The 19078-nt window shown below is 59.7% G+C and carries 18 protein-coding genes; 11 read left to right on the plus strand and 7 right to left on the minus strand.

Going from position 1 to position 19078, the window contains the following annotated elements:
* The first annotated feature begins 93 nt into the window (after positions 1-93).
* Entirely contained in the window at positions 94-450 is a 357-nt protein-coding gene (locus CKW26_RS19255; RefSeq protein WP_095049738.1) for a DUF6124 family protein, read from the plus strand.
* Between the two features lie 328 nt (positions 451-778).
* Positions 779-940, plus strand: a complete 162-nt coding sequence (locus CKW26_RS30075; RefSeq protein ID WP_176471283.1) for a hypothetical protein — start codon at positions 779-781, stop codon at positions 938-940.
* A 121-nt stretch (positions 941-1061) separates the two neighbouring features.
* On the opposite strand, the gene CKW26_RS19260 is transcribed toward CKW26_RS30075, so the two are convergent.
* The gene (locus CKW26_RS19260; RefSeq protein ID WP_016984326.1) at positions 1062-1778 is read right to left on the minus strand and encodes an SIMPL domain-containing protein; all 717 of its coding nucleotides are present in this window, start codon (positions 1776-1778) and stop codon (positions 1062-1064) included.
* Positions 1779-2093: 315 nt separating this feature from the next.
* Between CKW26_RS19260 and CKW26_RS19265 the strand changes: the two genes are divergently transcribed.
* The 4 genes from CKW26_RS19265 to CKW26_RS19280 all read left to right on the plus strand — a co-directional run bounded on the left by CKW26_RS19265 (position 2094) and on the right by CKW26_RS19280 (position 6673).
* Entirely contained in the window at positions 2094-3356 is a 1263-nt protein-coding gene (locus CKW26_RS19265) for an ATP-binding protein (RefSeq protein WP_038357512.1), read from the plus strand.
* Positions 3349-3909: a response regulator transcription factor gene (locus CKW26_RS19270; RefSeq protein ID WP_003221630.1), complete on the plus strand. Its 561-nt coding sequence runs from the start codon at positions 3349-3351 to the stop codon at positions 3907-3909. Before CKW26_RS19265 ends, CKW26_RS19270 begins: the two co-directional genes overlap by 8 nt.
* A gap of 96 nt (positions 3910-4005) precedes the next feature.
* Entirely contained in the window at positions 4006-5733 is a 1728-nt protein-coding gene (locus tag CKW26_RS19275) for an ABC transporter ATP-binding protein/permease (protein ID WP_095049739.1), read from the plus strand.
* 190 nt (positions 5734-5923) lie between these two features.
* The gene (locus tag CKW26_RS19280; RefSeq protein ID WP_175559635.1) at positions 5924-6673 is read left to right on the plus strand and encodes a FadR/GntR family transcriptional regulator; all 750 of its coding nucleotides are present in this window, start codon (positions 5924-5926) and stop codon (positions 6671-6673) included.
* A 4-nt stretch (positions 6674-6677) separates the two neighbouring features.
* Here CKW26_RS19280 and CKW26_RS19285 read toward each other — a convergent pair whose 3' ends face one another.
* A complete protein-coding gene (locus CKW26_RS19285; protein ID WP_095049740.1) occupies positions 6678-7058 on the minus strand; it encodes a hypothetical protein in 381 nt (126 codons plus the stop codon).
* A 296-nt stretch (positions 7059-7354) separates the two neighbouring features.
* Here CKW26_RS19285 and kdgD point away from each other — a divergent pair, with 296 nt between their 5' ends.
* The 5 genes from kdgD to CKW26_RS19310 all read left to right on the plus strand — a co-directional run bounded on the left by kdgD (position 7355) and on the right by CKW26_RS19310 (position 14082).
* Positions 7355-8266, plus strand: coding sequence for a 5-dehydro-4-deoxyglucarate dehydratase (gene kdgD / locus CKW26_RS19290; RefSeq protein ID WP_093435890.1), 912 nt, complete (start codon positions 7355-7357; stop codon positions 8264-8266).
* 75 nt (positions 8267-8341) lie between these two features.
* On the plus strand, positions 8342-9787 hold the full coding sequence (locus CKW26_RS19295) for an aldehyde dehydrogenase family protein (protein ID WP_093435896.1): 1446 nt from the start codon (positions 8342-8344) through the stop codon (positions 9785-9787).
* 146 nt (positions 9788-9933) lie between these two features.
* On the plus strand, positions 9934-11295 hold the full coding sequence (locus CKW26_RS19300) for an MFS transporter (protein ID WP_095049741.1): 1362 nt from the start codon (positions 9934-9936) through the stop codon (positions 11293-11295).
* Positions 11296-11306: 11 nt separating this feature from the next.
* Positions 11307-12860, plus strand: a complete 1554-nt coding sequence (gene garD / locus CKW26_RS19305; protein ID WP_034154460.1) for a galactarate dehydratase — start codon at positions 11307-11309, stop codon at positions 12858-12860.
* A 280-nt stretch (positions 12861-13140) separates the two neighbouring features.
* Entirely contained in the window at positions 13141-14082 is a 942-nt protein-coding gene (locus CKW26_RS19310; RefSeq protein WP_016984178.1) for an AEC family transporter, read from the plus strand.
* An 84-nt stretch (positions 14083-14166) separates the two neighbouring features.
* Here CKW26_RS19310 and CKW26_RS19315 read toward each other — a convergent pair whose 3' ends face one another.
* The 5 genes from CKW26_RS19315 to gatA form a co-directional block, all read right to left on the minus strand.
* A complete protein-coding gene (locus CKW26_RS19315; RefSeq protein ID WP_007915345.1) occupies positions 14167-14544 on the minus strand; it encodes a carboxymuconolactone decarboxylase family protein in 378 nt (125 codons plus the stop codon).
* Complete coding sequence (locus tag CKW26_RS19320; RefSeq protein ID WP_095049742.1) at positions 14541-15602, minus strand: calcium/sodium antiporter; 1062 nt, start codon at positions 15600-15602, stop codon at positions 14541-14543. Before CKW26_RS19320 ends, CKW26_RS19315 begins: the two co-directional genes overlap by 4 nt.
* A 46-nt stretch (positions 15603-15648) precedes the next feature.
* Positions 15649-16023, minus strand: coding sequence for a septal ring lytic transglycosylase RlpA family protein (locus tag CKW26_RS19325; protein WP_095049743.1), 375 nt, complete (start codon positions 16021-16023; stop codon positions 15649-15651).
* A gap of 145 nt (positions 16024-16168) precedes the next feature.
* Positions 16169-17614: an Asp-tRNA(Asn)/Glu-tRNA(Gln) amidotransferase subunit GatB gene (gene gatB / locus CKW26_RS19330; RefSeq protein WP_095049744.1), complete on the minus strand. Its 1446-nt coding sequence runs from the start codon at positions 17612-17614 to the stop codon at positions 16169-16171.
* Between the two features lie 10 nt (positions 17615-17624).
* The gene (gene gatA / locus CKW26_RS19335; RefSeq protein ID WP_095049745.1) at positions 17625-19076 is read right to left on the minus strand and encodes an Asp-tRNA(Asn)/Glu-tRNA(Gln) amidotransferase subunit GatA; all 1452 of its coding nucleotides are present in this window, start codon (positions 19074-19076) and stop codon (positions 17625-17627) included.
* Between the last annotated feature and the right edge of the window lie 2 nt (positions 19077-19078).

Raw genomic sequence — 19078 nt, forward strand, 5'->3', positions numbered from 1 at the left:
TCCTTACCGGTAATCTCACTCCGTACATAGTTGCCACCTCATTTCTCGAGTGAGATCGGAAATGAATGGCGTCAGTTCATAAGGAAATTTTCCATGGATAAATTGATACCTGACCCACCCCTCGATACCCCACTCGAAGACGCCATCCGCGCCGAAGACCAGATCAAAACCCGCGAAGCCATCAAACGCGCCCTGGATTTCTACCTCAGCCCCGACCCGGTCAAACCCCGGCAGCCCAGCACGATGTTCCTGATCCAGCCGAACATCGACACCGAAAGCCTGCTGACGCATGCCTGTGAGTCACTGGCGTCGGCGAACACGTTAACCGGTAACTTTGCCGATCAACTGGGTCGGCCCGAGCGTAATACGGCGTTGGCGATTCAGCAGATCATTATGCTGGCCGAGTTGGCGGTGAATCGGGCGCTGGATCGGGTTGATCCGCAGACCTGAGACCGTTTTATCGTTCTTCGCGAGCAGGTGGAACGCGTTCCCCTTGTAGGAGCGAGCGTGCTCGCTATGGAGCCGGTTCATTCACCAAAAATTCCAGGTACAAGAATGGTGATTGTCACCAGTAACGGCCCGGTTTTTTGGTTTCATAAGCAGATGAATGCTTGACTCAATGGCTTATTTCAATTCGATATGAAGTTCACCGAAAACCTGTAATTTATGACAGTAGATAATCTTTCCAATGCGCCTGAGTATTTCTTCAAGCCGAGTACGTTCCGCTACTGCAAGGAGCGACTTAGAGGCTTGAACGAAAACACATAAGGACTTGACCATGAGTTATCCGATTATTACTGACTACAAAGCCTTCAAGATTTACGAATATGAATGGGGCGCCTCCCGCTTTCAAGTTTGTTATAAGGACGGAACCCCTTATTCACAGTTATGCGCTACGAGGGAAGATGCACAGCGCATCGTCGATGCGATTGGGACTTAAACCTCTAGAACAGTAGAAGGCTTGTCTGACCTATCAACGTTGTCGCCTGCTTTGCGGGGGTTGTAGGGTGGAACCGGCGACCATGCTCTGATCGCCGGTTTTTCATTCAGCGCAGATCAAATCACTGCATCAACACTTCAATCGAGCCATCTGCCGTCATGCTCACCTGGCTGGTGCCCGCTTCAACTTCCGGTGTCACCGGCGCCGAATCCATCGCCGCCGCTTTCATCATCATCGGTGCGCGCAGGTACGGCTGCGGATAACCGTTGCTGTTGAGGTTCAGGTTGACGATTTTGTAGCCCTTGCCGCCCAGTGCGTCGGTGGCCAGTTGGGCGCGGGCCTTGAAGGCGGTCACTGCTTCTTTGAGCAACTGGTCTTCACTGGATTTGCGGGTCGGGTCGGCGATGGCGAAGTCCATGCCGCCCATTTTCAGGTCGCCCAGCAGTTCGCCGGTGAGTTTGGACAGGGCGGCGAAGTCGGCGCTTTCCAGGCGCAGTTCGGCGCGTTCACGCCAGCCGGTGATCTTCTGGCCTTTGGTGTCGTAGATCGGGTAGCTGTTGCGGCTGCCTTGGCGCAAGGTGATGTCTTTGACTTGCTTGGCCTGGGCCAGGGCCTTGTTCATGGTGGTGCTGACGTCGGCGGCGAGTTTGGCCGGGTCGGTGTTTTGTTCTTCGGTGTAGAGGGTGACGATCATCAGGTCGCGGGCCACTTCCGTGCTGACTTCGGCGCGCAGGGAAATCTGGTTGTAGTGCAGCTCATCGGCGGCCAGGGCCGGAAGGCTGGCGATGCTGCCGACGGTCAGGGCGAGAAGGGCGGCGCTGCGGCGAAATGTGTGCATGAAAGCTCCTTGATGAGGGCGCAGGTGATGGTTCGGGGGCCTGCGTGAAACCATCAGACTCTAGCTTTTATGATCCGGTTCGCCCAGTTACAACTTCTATACAGATGGCCGGGGCTGCTGCGCAGCCCTTCGCGAGCAGGTTCGCTCCCACAGGGGAATGCATTTCAAAGGTGGGAGCGAGCCTGCTCGCGAAGGCGTCCTTATAGCCGCCGAAGATGTTTCCGCCATGTGGTCGTTTGCCGCACTTTCGCCTCTCAAGGCCGCGCGTTGGTTATACTCCGTGCGATCCGCCTGGAGCGCTCATCAGGAGAGCTCATGCTCGCCCCCGTACAACTGACTTCCGCCACTCGCCAGAACCTCTGGCGGCTGACTTTCATCCGCACCCTGGTGCTCGCCGCGCAGGCTGGCTCCGTAGGCCTGGCCTACTGGCTGCAATTGTTGCCGTTGCCGTGGGTGCAACTGGCGATGACCCTTGGCTGCTCGACGCTGCTCTGCGTGTTCACTGCCGTGCGTTTGCGCACTTCGTGGCCGGTGACCGAACTCGAATATGCGCTGCAGCTGGCCTGTGATCTGGTGATCCACAGTGCGCTGCTGTATTTCTCCGGCGGTTCGACCAACCCGTTTGTTTCCTACTACCTGGTGCCGCTGACCATCGCCGCCGTGACGCTGCCATGGCGCTATTCGGTGATCCTGTCCGGCATCGCGCTGGCGCTGTACACCGTGATGCTGACGCGTTTCTATCCGCTGGAAACCTTGCCGGTCGCCCGTGAAAACCTGCAGATCTACGGCATGTGGCTGAGCTTTGCGCTGGCCGCTGCGGTGATCACCTTCTTCGCCGCGCGCATGGCTGAGGAGCTGCGCCGTCAGGAAGAGTTACGGGCGATCCGTCGTGAAGAAGGTCTGCGCGATCAGCAATTGCTCGCCGTCGCCACCCAGGCCGCTGGCGCTGCCCATGAACTGGGCACGCCGCTGGCGACCATGAGCGTGTTGCTCAAGGAAATGCAGCAGGACCATCCCGACCCGATGCTGCAGGACGATCTGAAGGTGCTGCAGGATCAGGTCAAACTCTGCAAGGAGACCTTGCAACAACTGGTGCGGGCCGCCGAAGCCAACCGGCGTCTGGCTGTCGAGATGCAGGACGTCACTGACTGGCTCGACGAAGCGCTGAACCGCTGGCATCTGATGCGTCCGGAGGCCAGTTATCGCTTCCACCGCCTCGGCCAAGGCACTGTGCCGCGCATGGCGCCGCCGCCGGACCTGACTCAGGCGCTGTTGAATCTGCTCAACAACGCCGCCGACGCCTGCCCGGAAAACCTCAAGGTGACCCTGGACTGGGACGCGGAAACCGTGACCATCAGCATTCGTGACCACGGCGCCGGTGTGCCGCTGGCCATCGCCGAGCAAATCGGCAAACCGTTTTTTACCACCAAGGGCAAAGGTTTCGGCCTGGGCCTGTTTTTGAGCAAGGCCAGCGTGACACGCGCCGGCGGCTCAGTGAAACTCTATAGTCATGAGGAAGGCGGCACGCTCACCGAGCTGCGCCTGCCCCACGGCGCCCGAGGAGACCAACATGAGTGACGAAATCCAAGTCGAAGGCGAAGAACTGCCGCATTTGCTGCTGGTCGACGACGACGCAACGTTCACCCGAGTAATGGCCCGTGCCATGGCTCGTCGTGGCTTTCGCGTCAGCACTGCCGGCTCGGCCGAAGAAGGCCTGACCATCGCCCAGGCAGACCTGCCTGATTATGCCGCGCTCGACCTGAAAATGGACGGCGACTCCGGCCTGGTGCTGCTGCCCAAACTGCTGGAGCTGGACCCGGAAATGCGCGTGGTGATCCTCACCGGTTACTCGAGCATTGCCACCGCCGTCGAGGCTATCAAGCGCGGCGCCTGCAACTATCTGTGCAAACCGGCCGACGCCGACGATGTGCTGGCTGCGTTGCTCTCCGAGCACGCCGACCTCGACAGTCTGGTGCCGGAAAACCCGATGTCGGTCGATCGCCTGCAGTGGGAACACATCCAGCGTGTGCTCACCGAACACGAAGGCAACATTTCCGCCACTGCCCGCGCCCTGGGCATGCACCGCCGCACCCTGCAGCGCAAACTGCAGAAGCGCCCGGTTCGTCGCTGAACCTGCGCTGAACGACTATCGCCAGCCCTCGCGATAAAACGCACCGATCATCTATGATCGGTGCGTGTCTGTTCTTTCCTATTTCGAGCCTTATCCATGAATCAGAACGCTGAATATTCCGCGGTCAACGATGCTGTGCGCGGGCAGTTTTTTCGCAAGGTTTGGGCGATGATCACGCCTTACTGGCGCAGCGAAGAGAAGGGCAAGGCCTGGACGCTGCTGATTGCCGTGATCGCGCTTACGCTGTTCAGCGTATGGATCGCGGTGTGGCTCAACAGTTGGTACAAGGATTTTTACAACGCCTTGCAGAAGAAGGACGAGGCGGCCTTCTGGCAGTTGATCCTGTATTTCTGCGGTATCGCGGCGGTGGCGATTCTCGGCTCCGTGTATCGCCAGTATCTGACGCAAATGCTGACCATCCGCTGGCGTGCCTGGCTCACCGAAAAGCATTTCACCCGGTGGCTGGAGCACAAGAACTACTACCAGCTGGAGCAGGGTGGCTATACCGATAACCCGGACCAGCGGATCTCCGAAGACCTTAATAAATTCACGGCCAACACACTGGCCCTTGGCTTGGGTCTGATCCGCACAGTCGTCAGTCTGGTGTCGTTCTCGATCATCCTGTGGGGCGTTTCCGGAAGCATTGAGGTGTTCGGTTTCACGGTTCCCGGTTACATGTTCTGGTGTGCATTGGTGTACGCGGTGATTGGTAGTTGGCTGACGCATTTGATTGGCAGGCGTCTGATCGGTTTGAACAACAACCAGCAACGTTTTGAAGCCGACCTGCGTTTCTCGATGGTGCGGGTTCGCGAGAATGCAGAGAGTATCGCCTTGTACAACGGCGAACCGAATGAAAACCGGCGCCTGAGTAACCGTTTCGGGCTGGTCTGGCACAATTTCTGGGACATCATGCGAGTGTCCAAGCGGCTGACGTTTTTTACCTCGGGTTATGAGCAGATCGCGATCATTTTTCCGTTCATGGTGGCTGCCCCACGGTACTTCAGCGGCAAAATCGAACTCGGTGAGCTGATGCAAATCAACTCGGCCTTCGGCAATGTGCAAGAGAACTTCAGCTGGTTCATCAGTGCTTATCAGGGACTGGCAGAGTGGCGCGCTACGTGTGACCGGTTGCTGAGTTTCCGCAATGCGATGAGCAACAACGAAGAACGCACCCCGGCCATCGATGTGCAGAATCAGGGCAGCGAATTGAAGGTGCACAACCTCGGTCTGGATCTGGCCGATGGTCGCCATCTGTTGACCAATGCCGATATGACTGTGGAACCCGGTGAGCGGGTGATGCTCAGCGGCCGTTCCGGCAGCGGCAAGTCGACGCTGCTGCGGGCGATGGGGCATTTGTGGCCGGCGGGGCACGGCAACATTCGTTTGCCGGCGGCGCGGTATCTGTTCCTGCCGCAGAAACCGTATCTGCCGATCGGCACTCTGCGCGAGGCGTTGAGTTATCCACAGCCGGGCGACAGTTACGCGCCGGAGCGTTATGCACAAGTGCTGGAAACCTGCCGCTTGCCGCATCTGATTGGGCGACTGGACGAGGCCAATCACTGGCAACGCATGCTCTCGCCGGGTGAGCAGCAACGACTGGCTTTCGCCCGTGCGTTGCTTTATGCACCGCAGTGGCTGTACATGGATGAGGCGACTTCGGCGATGGATGAAGAGGATGAAGCGGCGCTGTATCAGGCGCTGATCGATCAGTTGCCGGGGCTGAGTATTGTCAGCGTTGGCCATCGCAGCAGCTTGAAACGCTTCCATCCACGGCACGTGCGGATCGACAGCGGCCATTTGGTTGAACAGACCGTGACCGCCTGATCACCGCTAACCCCCTGTAGGAGTGAGCCTGCTCGCGATAGCGTTGGGTCAGTCACATTGATGCTGAATGTGCGGACGTCATCGCGAGCAGGCTCACTCCTACATAAAGCGATGTAAACCGGAAAGTGATCGTACAACCCGCTTGAGCTATCATGCCCACAAGCCGAATTTTCGAGACAAGATGCACACCATGGAAAACCTGATCGACACCCCGCGTCTCCCGCGCAAGCGCCGCAGCCTGGCCCAGGAACTGGTGACGGTGCTGAGCGAGCAGATCCGCGATGGCCTGCTCAAGCGCGGTGACAAACTGCCTACCGAGTCGGCGATCATGGAAGCCCATGGCGTCAGCCGCACCGTGGTGCGCGAGGCGATCTCGCGTTTGCAGGCTGCAGGGCAAGTGGAAACCCGCCACGGCATCGGCACTTTCGTGCTCGACACGCCAAGCCCGAGTGGTTTCCGCATCGACCCGGCCACCGTCGTTACCCTGCGTGATGTTCTGGCGATTCTCGAATTGCGCATCAGCCTTGAAGTGGAATCTGCCGGCCTTGCCGCGCAACGTCGCAGCGCCGAGCAACTGGCGACCATGCGTGCCGCCCTTGATGCGCTCAACGAAAGCGCTGCCCATGCCAGTGATGCTGTTGCTTCGGACTTTGCCTTCCATCTGGAAATCGCGCTGTCCACCGGCAACCGTTACTTCACCGACATCATGACCCACCTGGGCACCAGCATCATTCCGCGTACGCGGCTGAATTCGGCACGACTGGCCCACGATGACCAACAGCACTACATGAGTCGCCTGAGCCGTGAGCACGAAGAAATCTACGACGCGATTGCCCGTCAGGATTCCGATGCGGCGCGTGCGGCGATGCGTCTGCACCTGACCAACAGCCGTGAAAGACTGCGCCAGGCTCATGAAGAGGCGCAGGCGCAGCGGGGTTAAGCCGTCAGGCCTCGATCCGCAACATCAACACCTGCGAAAACGGCTCCATACTCGACTCATCGACAAACTTGTAGCGCAATTCGACATCCGTGTTCAGGTACGGACGCAGTGCCTCTTTGGGGATCTGCAATTCGATCCCCATTAGTTTCTCCATCTCGTCTTCGGCATCGTCCCAGGTGCCGGTATCCACTTCTTCGCCTGCCCACAGGGGCGTTTCCGGGTCGTCGCCGAGAATCGGGTAAACGCTCCAGTTCGCCGGGAAGTCGCTGGAATCCGGGACGAGTGCGGTCAACACATCGGGCAGTGTCGATAGCTGAAGCGTGAGGATGTCGGAGGACGAAGCGGCGATTTGCGAAAGGGTCGGGGCAGCGTAATTCGTGGACATTTCGGTTTCCTTCGGTGGTCCGCCACGATCCTTCGTGGCAGTCGTCGCACCTTACCCGGCGTGGTAGCTGCGCTCAGTAAACGAATCTTGACCAGACATTTCTGCAATGTAGCCCAGTAAAAACGGGCCTTTACGCTGATTCGCCATTTGGCTTAAACACTTTTGTCCGACAAAAAAACACCCCCAACGATGAAATGCAGTTGACGGTTATCTTTTAAGTTGTACGATGACCTACAACTTCAGCGAAGGCTGAACGGACCAATCACAAAAAACGTTGCTACCAGGGTGTTCGAATAATGAATCCACAAGAACTGAAGTCCATCCTCTCTGCCGGCCTGCTGTCTTTCCCGGTGACCGATTTCAACGCGCAGGGTGATTTCAACCGCGCGGGCTACATCAAACGCCTGGAATGGCTGGCTCCGTATGGCGCTTCAGCCTTGTTCGCCGCCGGCGGCACCGGTGAGTTCTTCTCCCTGGCCGCCAGCGAATACTCGGAAATCATCAAGACTGCCGTCGACACCTGCGAAACCAGCGTGCCGATTCTGGCCGGCGTCGGCGGTTCGACTCGCCAGGCCATCGAATACGCTCAGGAAGCCGAGCGTCTGGGCGCCAAAGGCTTGTTGCTGCTGCCGCACTACCTGACCGAAGCCAGCCAGGACGGCGTTGCCGCTCACGTTGAAGCCGTGTGTAAATCGGTCAACATCGGCGTGGTCGTCTACAACCGCAACGTTTGCCGCCTCAACGCGCCGCTGCTGGAACGTCTGGCCGAGCGCTGCCCGAACCTGATCGGTTACAAGGATGGCTTGGGCGATATCGAGTTGATGGTGTCGATCCGTCGCCGCCTCGGTGATCGCTTCAGCTACTTGGGTGGTCTGCCGACCGCCGAAGTCTACGCCGCTGCCTACAAGGCGCTGGGCGTGCCGGTTTACTCCTCGGCGGTGTTCAACTTCATCCCGAAAACCGCGATGGACTTCTACCACGCGATCGCCCGTGAAGATCACGCCACTGTCGGTAAGATCATCGACGACTTCTTCCTGCCTTACCTCGACATCCGCAACCGCAAGGCCGGTTACGCCGTGAGCATCGTCAAGGCAGGCGCGAAAATCGCCGGCTATGACGCAGGCCCGGTGCGGGCGCCGCTGACCGATCTGACCGGCGAAGAGTACGAAATGCTCGCCGCGCTGATCGACAAGCAAGGTGCGCAGTAACACCCGATAAAAGCGAGGCCGCTGAGCAATCAGCGGCTTTTTGCGTGAAGGCTTTGAGATGTGAGGGCTGCCCCTGTGACAACTGCAAAACGCTACGACAACTACATCAACGGTGAATGGGTTGCCGGTGCCGACTACTCGGCCAACATCAACCCTTCGGAACTGAGCGACACCATCGGCGACTACGCCAAGGCTGATCTGACTCAGGTTCACGCCGCCATCGACGCCGCCCGCGCCGCGTTCCCGGCGTACTCGACTTCGGGCATTCAGGCCCGTCACGATTCGCTGGATAAAGTCGGCAGCGAAATTCTCGCCCGTCGCGAAGAGCTCGGCACCCTGCTGGCCCGGGAAGAGGGCAAGACCCTGCCCGAAGCCATCGGTGAAGTGACCCGCGCCGGCAACATCTTCAAATTCTTCGCCGGTGAATGCCTGCGCTTGTCCGGCGACTACGTGCCGTCGGTGCGCCCGGGCGTCAACGTTGAAGTGACTCGCGAAGCGCTGGGCGTGGTCGGTCTGATCACCCCATGGAACTTCCCGATCGCGATTCCTGCGTGGAAAATCGCCCCGGCCCTGGCCTACGGCAACTGCGTGGTATTGAAACCCGCCGATCTGGTTCCGGGCTGCGCCTGGGCACTGGCGGAAATCATCTCCCGCGCCGGCTTCCCGGCTGGCGTGTTCAATCTGGTGATGGGCAGCGGTCGCGTGGTTGGCGATGCGTTGGTGCAGAGCCCGAAAGTCGACGGCATCAGCTTCACCGGTTCGGTGGGCGTGGGTCGTCAGATCGCGGTCAACTGCGTGTCGCGCCAGGCCAAGGTTCAGCTGGAAATGGGCGGCAAGAACCCGCAGATCATTCTCGATGACGCCGACCTCAAACAAGCGGTCGAGCTGTCGGTGCAGAGCGCGTTCTACTCCACCGGCCAGCGTTGCACCGCGTCGAGCCGCTTGATCGTGACTGCCGGGATCCACGACAAATTCGTCGAAGCCATGGCCGAGCGCATGAAGTCGATCAAGGTCGGCCACGCGCTGAAATCCGGCACTGATATCGGCCCAGTGGTTTCGCAAGCGCAGCTGGAACAGGACATGAAGTACATCGATATCGGCCAGTCCGAAGGTGCGCGTCTGGTCAGCGGCGGTGGCTTGGTGACCTGCGACACCGAAGGCTACTTCCTCGCGCCAACCCTGTTTGCCGACAGTGAAGCGTCGATGCGCATCAGCCGCGAAGAAATCTTTGGCCCGGTGGCCAACATTGTTCGCGTGGCCGATTACGACGCGGCGCTGGCGATGGCCAACGACACCGAGTTCGGTCTGTCGGCGGGTATTGCGACCACCTCGCTGAAGTACGCCAACCACTTCAAACGTCATTCGCAAGCCGGGATGGTGATGGTCAACCTGCCGACCGCTGGCGTCGATTACCACGTTCCGTTCGGCGGCCGTAAAGGTTCATCCTATGGATCACGTGAGCAAGGCCGCTATGCGCAAGAGTTCTACACGGTCGTGAAGACCAGCTACATCGGTTCCTGATAAGGCAATACCCCTGTAGGAGTTGCCGAAGGCTGCGATCTTTTAAGATCAAAAGATCGCAGCCTTCGGCAGCTCCTACAGGGAATAGATGCAAGACCAAAGAAGATTCACCCGCGCATAAAAATAATCAGTGGGAGTACATCTACATGCAATCGTCCAAGCCGACTCACGTCCGCTATTTGATCCTGCTCATGCTGTTTCTGGTGACCACGATCAACTACGCCGACCGCGCCACGATCGCCATCGCCGGCTCCAGCCTGCAAAAAGATCTGGGCATTGACGCGGTCACCCTCGGCTATATCTTCTCCGCATTCGGTTGGGCCTATGTGGCCGGGCAAATTCCCGGCGGCTGGCTGCTCGATCGCTTCGGCTCGAAAAAAGTCTATGCCCTGAGCATTTTCACTTGGTCGCTGTTCACCGTGCTGCAAGGCTTTGTCGGTGAGTTCGGCATGTCCACCGCCATCGTTGCGCTGTTCATGCTGCGCTTCCTCGTGGGCCTGGCTGAAGCGCCTTCGTTCCCCGGCAACGCGCGCATCGTCGCCGCGTGGTTCCCGACCGCTGAACGCGGTACCGCTTCGGCGATCTTCAACTCGGCGCAATACTTTGCCACCGTGTTGTTCGCACCGCTGATGGGCTGGATCGTTTACTCCTTTGGCTGGGAGCACGTGTTCATCGTTATGGGGATTCTCGGGATCATCTTCTCGCTGGTCTGGCTGAAAGTGATCTACAGCCCGCGTGAACACCCGCGTATCAACGAAGCCGAGTTCAAACACATCGCTGAAAACGGCGGCATGGTCGATATGGACCAAAAGGGCAAAAAGTCCGACGGTCCGAAGTGGGATTACATCCGTCAGTTACTGACCAATCGCATGATGCTCGGCGTGTATCTGGGCCAGTACTGCATCAACGGCATCACCTATTTCTTCCTGACCTGGTTCCCGGTGTATCTGGTGCAAGAGCGTGGCATGACCATTCTCAAGGCCGGTTTCATTGCCTCGTTGCCGGCAATCTGCGGCTTTATCGGCGGCGTACTCGGCGGGGTGATTTCCGACTATCTGCTGCGCAAGGGCCACTCGCTGACCTTCGCGCGCAAAGCGCCGATCATTGCCGGCCTGCTGGTTTCCAGCAGCATCGTTGCCTGCAACTATGTTGAAGTGGAATGGATGGTCGTTGGCTTCATGGCTTTGGCCTTCTTCGGCAAAGGCGTTGGTGCACTCGGCTGGGCAGTGGTTTCCGACACTTCGCCAAAACAGATCGCCGGCCTGAGTGGAGGCCTGTTCAACACCTTCGGCAACATTGCATCGATCACCACGCCGATCGTGATTGGCTACATCATCAGCTCCACTGGCTCGTTCAAATGGGCGCTGGTGTTTGTCGGTGCCAACGCACTGGTCGCGGTGTTCAGCTATCTGGTCATCGTTGGCCCGATCAAACGTGTGGTCCTCAAAGAGCCGCCAACCAATGGCGGTACTGAAGCCACCGGTAAATTGTCTCAAGCGCATTCCTGAGGAGCGGCGTCATGCAGTTGATTGAACATTCCGACTCGCCGCGCCACATCCGCCTGCACGAGCGGGACAATGTGGTGGTCGTGGTCAACGACCAGGGCGCTCCGGCCGGCACTGAATTTGCCGATGGCCTGGTGACGCTGGAATTTGTGCCGCAGAGCCACAAGGTCACCCTTGAAGACATTCCCGAGGGCGGCCAGGTGATTCGCTACGGTCAGGTGATTGGCTACGCGTTGCAGCCGATTCGCCGAGGCAGTTGGGTCAAGGAAGATCAACTGCGCATGCCGACCGCGCCGCCGCTGGACAGCTTGCCGCTGTCCACCGAGGTGCCGGACGCGCAGGCACCGCTGGAAGGTTTCACGTTCGAGGGTTATCGCAACGCCGACGGCACCGTCGGCACGCGCAACATTCTCGGCATCACTACGACCGTGCAGTGCGTCACCGGCGTGCTTGATCACGCGGTAAAACGCATCAAGGAAGAGCTGCTGCCGAAGTATCCGCACGTCGATGATGTGGTGGCGCTGACTCATAGCTATGGCTGCGGCGTGGCGATTACCGCCACCGACGCCTACATCCCGATTCGTACCGTGCGCAATCTGGCGCGCAACCCGAACCTCGGTGGTGAAGCGTTGGTGATCAGCCTAGGCTGCGAGAAGTTGCAGGCCGGGCAGGTCATGCACGAGGACGATGCTTCGGTGGATCTCAGCGATCCGTGGCTGTATCGCTTGCAGGACTCCAGTCACGGTTTCACCGAGATGATCGAGCAGATCATGGCGCTGGCCGAAGTCCGTTTGAAGAAACTCGACCAGCGCCGCCGCGAAACCGTGCCAGCGTCCGAGTTGATCCTCGGCATGCAGTGCGGCGGCAGCGATGCGTTTTCCGGCATCACCGCCAACCCGGCGCTGGGCTACGCCTCGGATTTGCTGTTGCGGGCGGGGGCGACGGTGATGTTTTCCGAAGTCACCGAAGTGCGCGATGCGATTTACCTGCTGACTTCACGTGCCGAAAGCAAAACCGTTGCCGAGGAGCTGGTGCGCGAGATGGACTGGTACGACCGTTACCTGGCCAAGGGTGAAGCGGATCGCAGCGCCAACACCACGCCGGGGAACAAGAAGGGCGGGCTGTCGAACATTGTCGAGAAGTCGCTGGGTTCGATCGTCAAGTCCGGCAGCAGCGCAATCAATGGCGTGCTTGGCCCTGGCGAGCGCTTCAAGCAGAAGGGTTTGATTTTCTGTGCGACCCCAGCGAGTGATTTTGTTTGCGGGACGTTGCAGTTGGCGGCGGGGATGAACCTGCATGTGTTCACCACCGGGCGGGGTACGCCGTATGGTTTGGCGATGGCGCCAGTGGTGAAGGTCTCGACGCGTACGGAGTTGGCGCAGCGCTGGCCGGATCTGATCGATATCGACGCCGGGCGGATTGCTACCGGGCGGGCGACCATCGAGGAGTTGGGTTGGGAGCTGTTTCACTATTACCTGGATGTGGCGAGCGGCAAGCAGCAGACATGGGCGGAGAAGCACAAGCTGCATAACGACATTACGTTGTTCAATCCGGCGCCGATTACCTGATGGTTTTTTGAAGGGGGGAGTAAAAGCTACCCTCATCGGAACGCCGCCCGCCCATCCCTCTCCCGGGGGGAGAGGGGGCCGATCCGGGAATATTTAAGAAGTACATCGACCTGAAAGTGCTTTGCCGAATCCATAATCGACTCGGTCTTGCAGGTCGATGTATGCCGCAAAACACCTCGGTCAGTCCCCTCTCCCTCGGGGAGAGGGTTAGGGTGAGGGGCTTTTCAAGCTTTTGGCTTATCATTAGCCCCCTAACGACGCTCACCCAAGGCTCCCCGGCATGCTGGCAATCTTTCTCGAAACCCTGAACATCACCGCGCCGGTTTTTGCCATGCTGTTTCTCGGTGTGCTGCTCAAGCGCATCGACTGGATCAACGACAACTTCATCCACACGGCCTCGTCGCTGGTGTTCAACGTCACCATGCCGGCGCTGCTGTTCCTCGGCATTCTGCATGCCGACCTGCACGCCGCGTTGCAACCGTCCCTGCTGATCTACTTTTCCCTCGCCACGCTGGTGAGTTTTGCCCTGGCCTGGGGCTGGGCGATTTTCAAATGCCCGCGCGAAGATCGCGGCATCTACACCCAGGGCGCGTTTCGCGGCAATAACGGCGTGATCGGTCTGGCGCTGGCGGCGAGCATGTACGGCGATTACGGGATTTCCCTCGGGGCGATTCTCGCGGCGCTGGTGATCCTGTTTTACAACACGCTGTCGACCATCGTGCTCGCGGTATACAGCCCGGTGATCAAATCCGATCCGTGGAGCATCTGCAAAAGCGTGTTCAGCAATCCGTTGATCATCAGCGTGATTGCGGCAGCACCGTTTGCCTATTTCAAGATTGGTTTGCCGGGCTGGCTGGAGACCTCAGGTCAGTATCTGGCGCAAACCACTTTGCCGCTGGCGTTGATCTGCATTGGCGGCACTCTGTCGCTGGCGGCGCTGCGCAAGAGCGGCAACATGGCGCTGAGTTCGAGTCTGGTGAAGATGGTTGGTTTGCCAGTGCTGGCGACCCTGGGGGCGTGGTTGTGGGGCTTTCGTGGGGCGGAGTTGGGGATTCTGTTTCTGTATTTCGGTAGCCCGACGGCGGCGGCAAGTTTCGTCATGGCGCGGGCGGCGCAGGGCAATCATGAACTGGCGGCGGCGATTATCGTAATGACCACGTTGATGGCGGCGATTACCACCAACGTCGGGATCTTCGTTTTGCAGTGGGGTGGGTGGATATAAAGGCAAGATCAAAAGATCGCAGCCTGCGGCAGCTCCTACAGGAGACCGCATTTCCATGTAGGAGCTGCCGAAGGCTGCGATCTTTTAGCTTTTCTCGTAACTGTCGATCACTTCCTGCGCTGCCCGAAACGCATCGATCGCCGCCGGCACGCCGGCATACACTGCGCAATGCAGCAACGCCTCACGGATCTCGTCCACCGTGCAGCCGTTGTTCAGCGCGCCGCGCACATGACCTTTCAACTCTTGCGGGCACTTCAATGCGGTCAGCGCGGCGAGGGTGATCAAACTGCGGGTTTTCAGCGGCAAACCTTCACGATTCCACACGCCACCCCAGGCATGTTCATTGACGAAATCCTGCAACGGCTGGGTGAACTCGGTGGCGTTGCCCAGCGCGCGATCAACAAACGCATCGCCCATTACCTGGCGGCGGACTTCAACCCCGGACTTCTTCGATTCGGTCATGGTTTATCACTCTTGTGGTGTTGGCGGCGCCAGGCGCGGATCGACGTGAACAGCAGGAACGTCAACAGCGTCGGCAAGACATAAAACAGCATCAGCCGCTCAAGCTTGCCGGCCAGCGGCATGCCGGTGGTAAACGACACCACGTGCAGCCCGTACGCCAGGTACAAACCGAGCAACAGCAAACCTTCGGCGCGCGTCACGCGGTAGCCGGAATAGAACACCGGCAGGCACAGTGCGGCAACGCCGAGCATCACCGGCAAGTCGAAATCCAGTGCGTTCGGCGACACCGACAGCGGCGTCGGTGCGATCAATGCGGTCAGGCCGAGCACCCCGAGCAGGTTGAACAGGTTGGCGCCGATCACGTTGCCGACGGCGATGTCGCGTTGTCCGCGCAAGGCTGCGATCAATGACGTAGCCAGTTCCGGCAGCGACGTGCCGACGGCCACCACGGTCAGGCCGATGACGCGCTCGGAGAATCCAAGATCAGTAGCTACCACAACCGCGGCGCCCAGCAGCAGATGCCCGGCAAACACCAGCATCGCCAGACCGATAACGATCATTAACAGGCTGCTGAACCACGAGGCTTGCGCCGTTTCAGGATGTTCCGAATGCGGTCGCGTCGAATGCCGTGACTGGCGCAGCAGTAAACCGAGATACAACGCCAAAGCCGCCAACAACAGGATGCCGTCGAAGCGCCCGATCTCTTCATTCCATGCCAGTACGAATACCAGCAGGCTGGCACCGATCATCAGCGGAATATCCAGGCGCACCAGTTGCCGCGAGACGCGCAGAGGAATGATCAGCGCGGAAAGCCCTAGGGTGACAAGGATATTGAAGATGCTGCTGCCGACCACACTGCCTACGGCGATGTCCGGGTTATGCGCCAGCGCCGCTTGCAGGCTGACGGCCATTTGCGGTGCGCTGCTGCCGAGGGCGACGATGGTCAGGCCGATGATCAGCGGTCGCACATGCAGGCGTGCTGCCAGGCGCACCGCCGCGCGCACCATCAGTTCGGCGCCGAAGATCAGCAGGCACAGGCCGGCGAGCAGTTCGATCACGCTGATCAGGGGTAAATCGGCTAATCCGAAAATGGTCAGCGCTCCATCAGTCGTCGAGAGCCTGCACGCGAACCCGCGCGGTGCCGCTGCGCAGCATGCCGAGTTGTTCGGCGGCCTTACGGGACACATCGATCAGGCGTCCACGGGTATGCGGGCCACGGTCGTTGATGCGGACCACAACAGATTCATCGTTTTTCAGGTTGGTGACCTTCACCCGCGTGCCAAAGGGTAGCTGGCGGTGGGCGGCGGTCAGGGAATTCTGGTTGAACGGCTCGCCACTGGCGGTCCGTTTACCGTGGTGCTTGGCACCGTAATAAGAGGCGACACCGGTCTGGTCGTAACCGTGCGGGTCGATAATGTCGGTGCTGGCGCAACCGGCCAGCAAGGAGAGCAGGGCGCAGGCGCCGAGCAGACGTTTCATTCAGATACTCCAAAGTGATCGTTCCCACGCTCCAGCGTGGGAATGCATCCCGTGACGCTCTGCGTCACACCGCAATGGACGCGGAGCGTCCGGGGCGGCATTCCCACGCAGAGCGTGGGAACGATCCCCGAGCGCGGGGCCAGAATCAGCCTTCGAGCTTGCTTTTCAGCAGTTCGTTCACTTGCTGCGGGTTGGCTTTGCCTTTCGACGCTTTCATCGCCTGACCGACAAAGAAGCCGAACATCTTGCCGCGTTTGGCTTCATCAGCCGCACGGTATTGTTCAACTTGCTCGGCGTTGGCCGCGAGCATTTCGTCGAGCACGGCCGAGATCGCGCCGCTGTCGGTAACCTGCTTCAGGCCACGTTTTTCGATGATCTCGTCTGCGCTGCCTTCACCGTTGGCCATCGCTTCGAACACAACCTTGGCAATCTTGCCGGAGATGGTGTTGTCCTTGATGCGCAGCAGCATGCCGCCCAGCAGTTCAGCGGAAACCGGCGACTCGTCGATGTCCAGGCCTTGCTTGTTGAGCAGGCTGCCCAACTCGACCATCACCCAGTTAGCCGCCAGCTTCGCGTCGCCGCCGATGGCTGCGACTTTCTCGAAGTAGTCCGCTTGCTCACGGCTGGTGGCCAGCACGTTGGCGTCGTACGCCGACAGACCGAACTGGCTCTGGAAGCGCTCGCGTTTTTGCGGTGGCAGTTCCGGCAGGGTGGCGCGCACCTCGCCGAGGAACGACTCTTCGATGACCACCGGCAGCAGGTCCGGATCGGGGAAGTAACGGTAGTCGTTGGCTTCCTCTTTCGAACGCATCGGACGGGTCTCGTCCTTGTTCGGATCGTACAGACGGGTCTGCTGGATCACTTTGCCGCCGTCTTCGATCAGCTCGATCTGACGCTGGATCTCGGAGTTGATCGCCTTCTCGATGAAGCGGAACGAGTTGACGTTCTTGATCTCGCAGCGCGTGCCGAACTCAACCTGGCCTTTCGGACGGATCGACACGTTGCAGTCGCAACGCAGCGAGCCTTCGGCCATGTTGCCGTCGCAGATACCCAGATAACGTACCAGCGCGTGGATCGCCTTGACGTAAGCCACGGCTTCCTTGGCGCTGCGCATGTCCGGCTCGGACACGATTTCCAGCAGCGGTGTGCCGGCACGGTTCAGGTCGATGCCGGTGGCACCGTTGAACTCTTCGTGCAGGCTCTTGCCGGCGTCTTCTTCCAGGTGCGCGCGGGTGATGCCGACACGTTTGACCGTGCCGTCTTCCAGGGCGATGTCCAGGTGGCCCTTGCCGACGATCGGCAACTCCATCTGGCTGATCTGGTAGCCCTTCGGCAGGTCCGGGTAGAAGTAGTTCTTGCGCGCGAACACGTTGTGCTGACCGATCTGGGCGTCAATCGCCAGACCGAACATCACCGCCATGCGCACCGCTTCCTGGTTCAGCACCGGCAGAACGCCGGGCATACCCAGGTCGATCAGGCTGGCCTGAGTGTTCGGCTCGGAACCGAATGTGGTGGAACTACCGGAAAAGATTTTCGACCGGGTAGTGAGCTGAGTGTGAATCTCCAGCCCGATCACGACTTCCCATTGCATGTGTGTCTCCTCAGAAGCCGGTTGGGGTGCGGGTGTGCCAGTCAGTGTTGAGCTGATACTGGTGGGCAACGTTCAACAGGCGACCTTCCTGGAAATACGGCGCGAGCAACTGCACGCCCACCGGCAGACCGTCGACAAAACCGGCCGGCATCGACAGGCCCGGCAGGCCCGCGAGGTTGGCGGTGATGGTGTAGACGTCTTCCAGATAGGCAGCGACCGGGTCGCTGTTCTTGGCGCCGAGTTTCCAGGCCGGGTTCGGCGTGGTTGGGCCGAGGATGATGTCGACCTCATTAAAGGCAGCCATGAAATCGTTCTTCACCAGGCGACGGATCTTCTGCGCTTTCAGGTAGTAGGCGTCGTAGTAACCGGCGGACAGCGCGTAGGCACCGACCATGATCCGGCGCTGCACTTCCGGGCCGAAGCCTTCGCCACGGGAGCGCTTGTACAGGTCGATCAGGTCTTTCGGTTGCTCGCAGCGATGGCCGAAACGCACGCCGTCGAAACGCGACAGGTTCGAAGACGCTTCTGCCGGGGCGATCACGTAGTACGCAGGGATCGCGTGCTGCATGTTCGGCAGGCTGATTTCCTTGATCACCGCACCGAGCTTCTGCAGCTCTTTGATGCTGTTCTGGATCAGCTCGGCGATGCGCGGGTCGAGACCGGCGCTGAAGTATTCCTTCGGCACGCCGATGCGCAGGCCTTGCAGCGAGTCGCCGAGGCTTGCGGAGTAATCCGGCACCGGCTCATCGATGCTGGTGGAGTCGTTCTGATCGAAGCCGGCCATACCTTGCAACAAAATCGCGCAGTCTTCGGCGGTGCGCGCCAACGGGCCGCCCTGATCAAGGCTGGAGGCGTAAGCAATCATGCCCCAGCGCGAAACACGACCGTAGGTCGGTTTCAGGCCGGTGAGGTTGGTGAACGCAGCTGGCTGACGGATCGAGCCGCCGGTGTCGGTGGCCGTGGCCGCAGGCAACAGACGAGCGGCTACTGCCGCCGCCGAACCGCCGGACGAACCGCCCGGCACGTGTTCCAGGTTCCACGGGTTTTTCACCGCGCCGTACCAGCTCGACTCGTTGGCCGAACCCATGGCGAATTCGTCCATGTTGGTCTTGCCCAGGGTCACAGCGCCGGCAGCCGCCAGTTTTGCAACCACGGTGGCGTCGTACGGAGCCTTGAAGTTGTCGAGCATCTTCGAGCCACAGCTGGTGCGAATGCCCTGGGTGCAGAACAGGTCTTTGTGAGCGATCGGCGCGCCGAGCAGGGCGCCGATCTCACCGTTGGCCCGGCGTGCATCGGCGGCTTTCGCCTGCTCGAGCGCCAGCTCTTCGGTGAGGCTGATGAAACTGTTGAGCTGCGGATCGAGCTGGGTGATGCGCGCCAGCAGGACTTTGGTCAGCTCTTCGGAGGAAAACTTTTTATCGGCGAGACCGCGGGCGATCTCGGCCAGAGTCATTTGATGCATTG

It is taken from the genome of Pseudomonas sp. Irchel s3h9, from assembly GCF_900187475.1.
Lineage (GTDB): Bacteria > Pseudomonadota > Gammaproteobacteria > Pseudomonadales > Pseudomonadaceae > Aquipseudomonas > Aquipseudomonas neuropathica.

Coding starts and splice junctions, on each gene's coding strand:
- CKW26_RS19255 (WP_095049738.1), top strand. CDS start 94: ATGGATAAATTGATACCTGACCCACCCCTCGATACCCCACTCGAAGAC.
- CKW26_RS30075 (WP_176471283.1), top strand. CDS start 779: ATGAGTTATCCGATTATTACTGACTACAAAGCCTTCAAGATTTACGAA.
- CKW26_RS19260 (WP_016984326.1), bottom strand. CDS start 1,778: ATGCACACATTTCGCCGCAGCGCCGCCCTTCTCGCCCTGACCGTCGGC.
- CKW26_RS19265 (WP_038357512.1), top strand. CDS start 2,094: ATGCTCGCCCCCGTACAACTGACTTCCGCCACTCGCCAGAACCTCTGG.
- CKW26_RS19270 (WP_003221630.1), top strand. CDS start 3,349: ATGAGTGACGAAATCCAAGTCGAAGGCGAAGAACTGCCGCATTTGCTG.
- CKW26_RS19275 (WP_095049739.1), top strand. CDS start 4,006: ATGAATCAGAACGCTGAATATTCCGCGGTCAACGATGCTGTGCGCGGG.
- CKW26_RS19280 (WP_175559635.1), top strand. CDS start 5,924: ATGGAAAACCTGATCGACACCCCGCGTCTCCCGCGCAAGCGCCGCAGC.
- CKW26_RS19285 (WP_095049740.1), bottom strand. CDS start 7,058: ATGTCCACGAATTACGCTGCCCCGACCCTTTCGCAAATCGCCGCTTCG.
- kdgD (WP_093435890.1), top strand. CDS start 7,355: ATGAATCCACAAGAACTGAAGTCCATCCTCTCTGCCGGCCTGCTGTCT.
- CKW26_RS19300 (WP_095049741.1), top strand. CDS start 9,934: ATGCAATCGTCCAAGCCGACTCACGTCCGCTATTTGATCCTGCTCATG.
- garD (WP_034154460.1), top strand. CDS start 11,307: ATGCAGTTGATTGAACATTCCGACTCGCCGCGCCACATCCGCCTGCAC.
- CKW26_RS19310 (WP_016984178.1), top strand. CDS start 13,141: ATGCTGGCAATCTTTCTCGAAACCCTGAACATCACCGCGCCGGTTTTT.
- CKW26_RS19315 (WP_007915345.1), bottom strand. CDS start 14,544: ATGACCGAATCGAAGAAGTCCGGGGTTGAAGTCCGCCGCCAGGTAATG.
- CKW26_RS19325 (WP_095049743.1), bottom strand. CDS start 16,023: ATGAAACGTCTGCTCGGCGCCTGCGCCCTGCTCTCCTTGCTGGCCGGT.
- gatB (WP_095049744.1), bottom strand. CDS start 17,614: ATGCAATGGGAAGTCGTGATCGGGCTGGAGATTCACACTCAGCTCACT.
- gatA (WP_095049745.1), bottom strand. CDS start 19,076: ATGCATCAAATGACTCTGGCCGAGATCGCCCGCGGTCTCGCCGATAAA.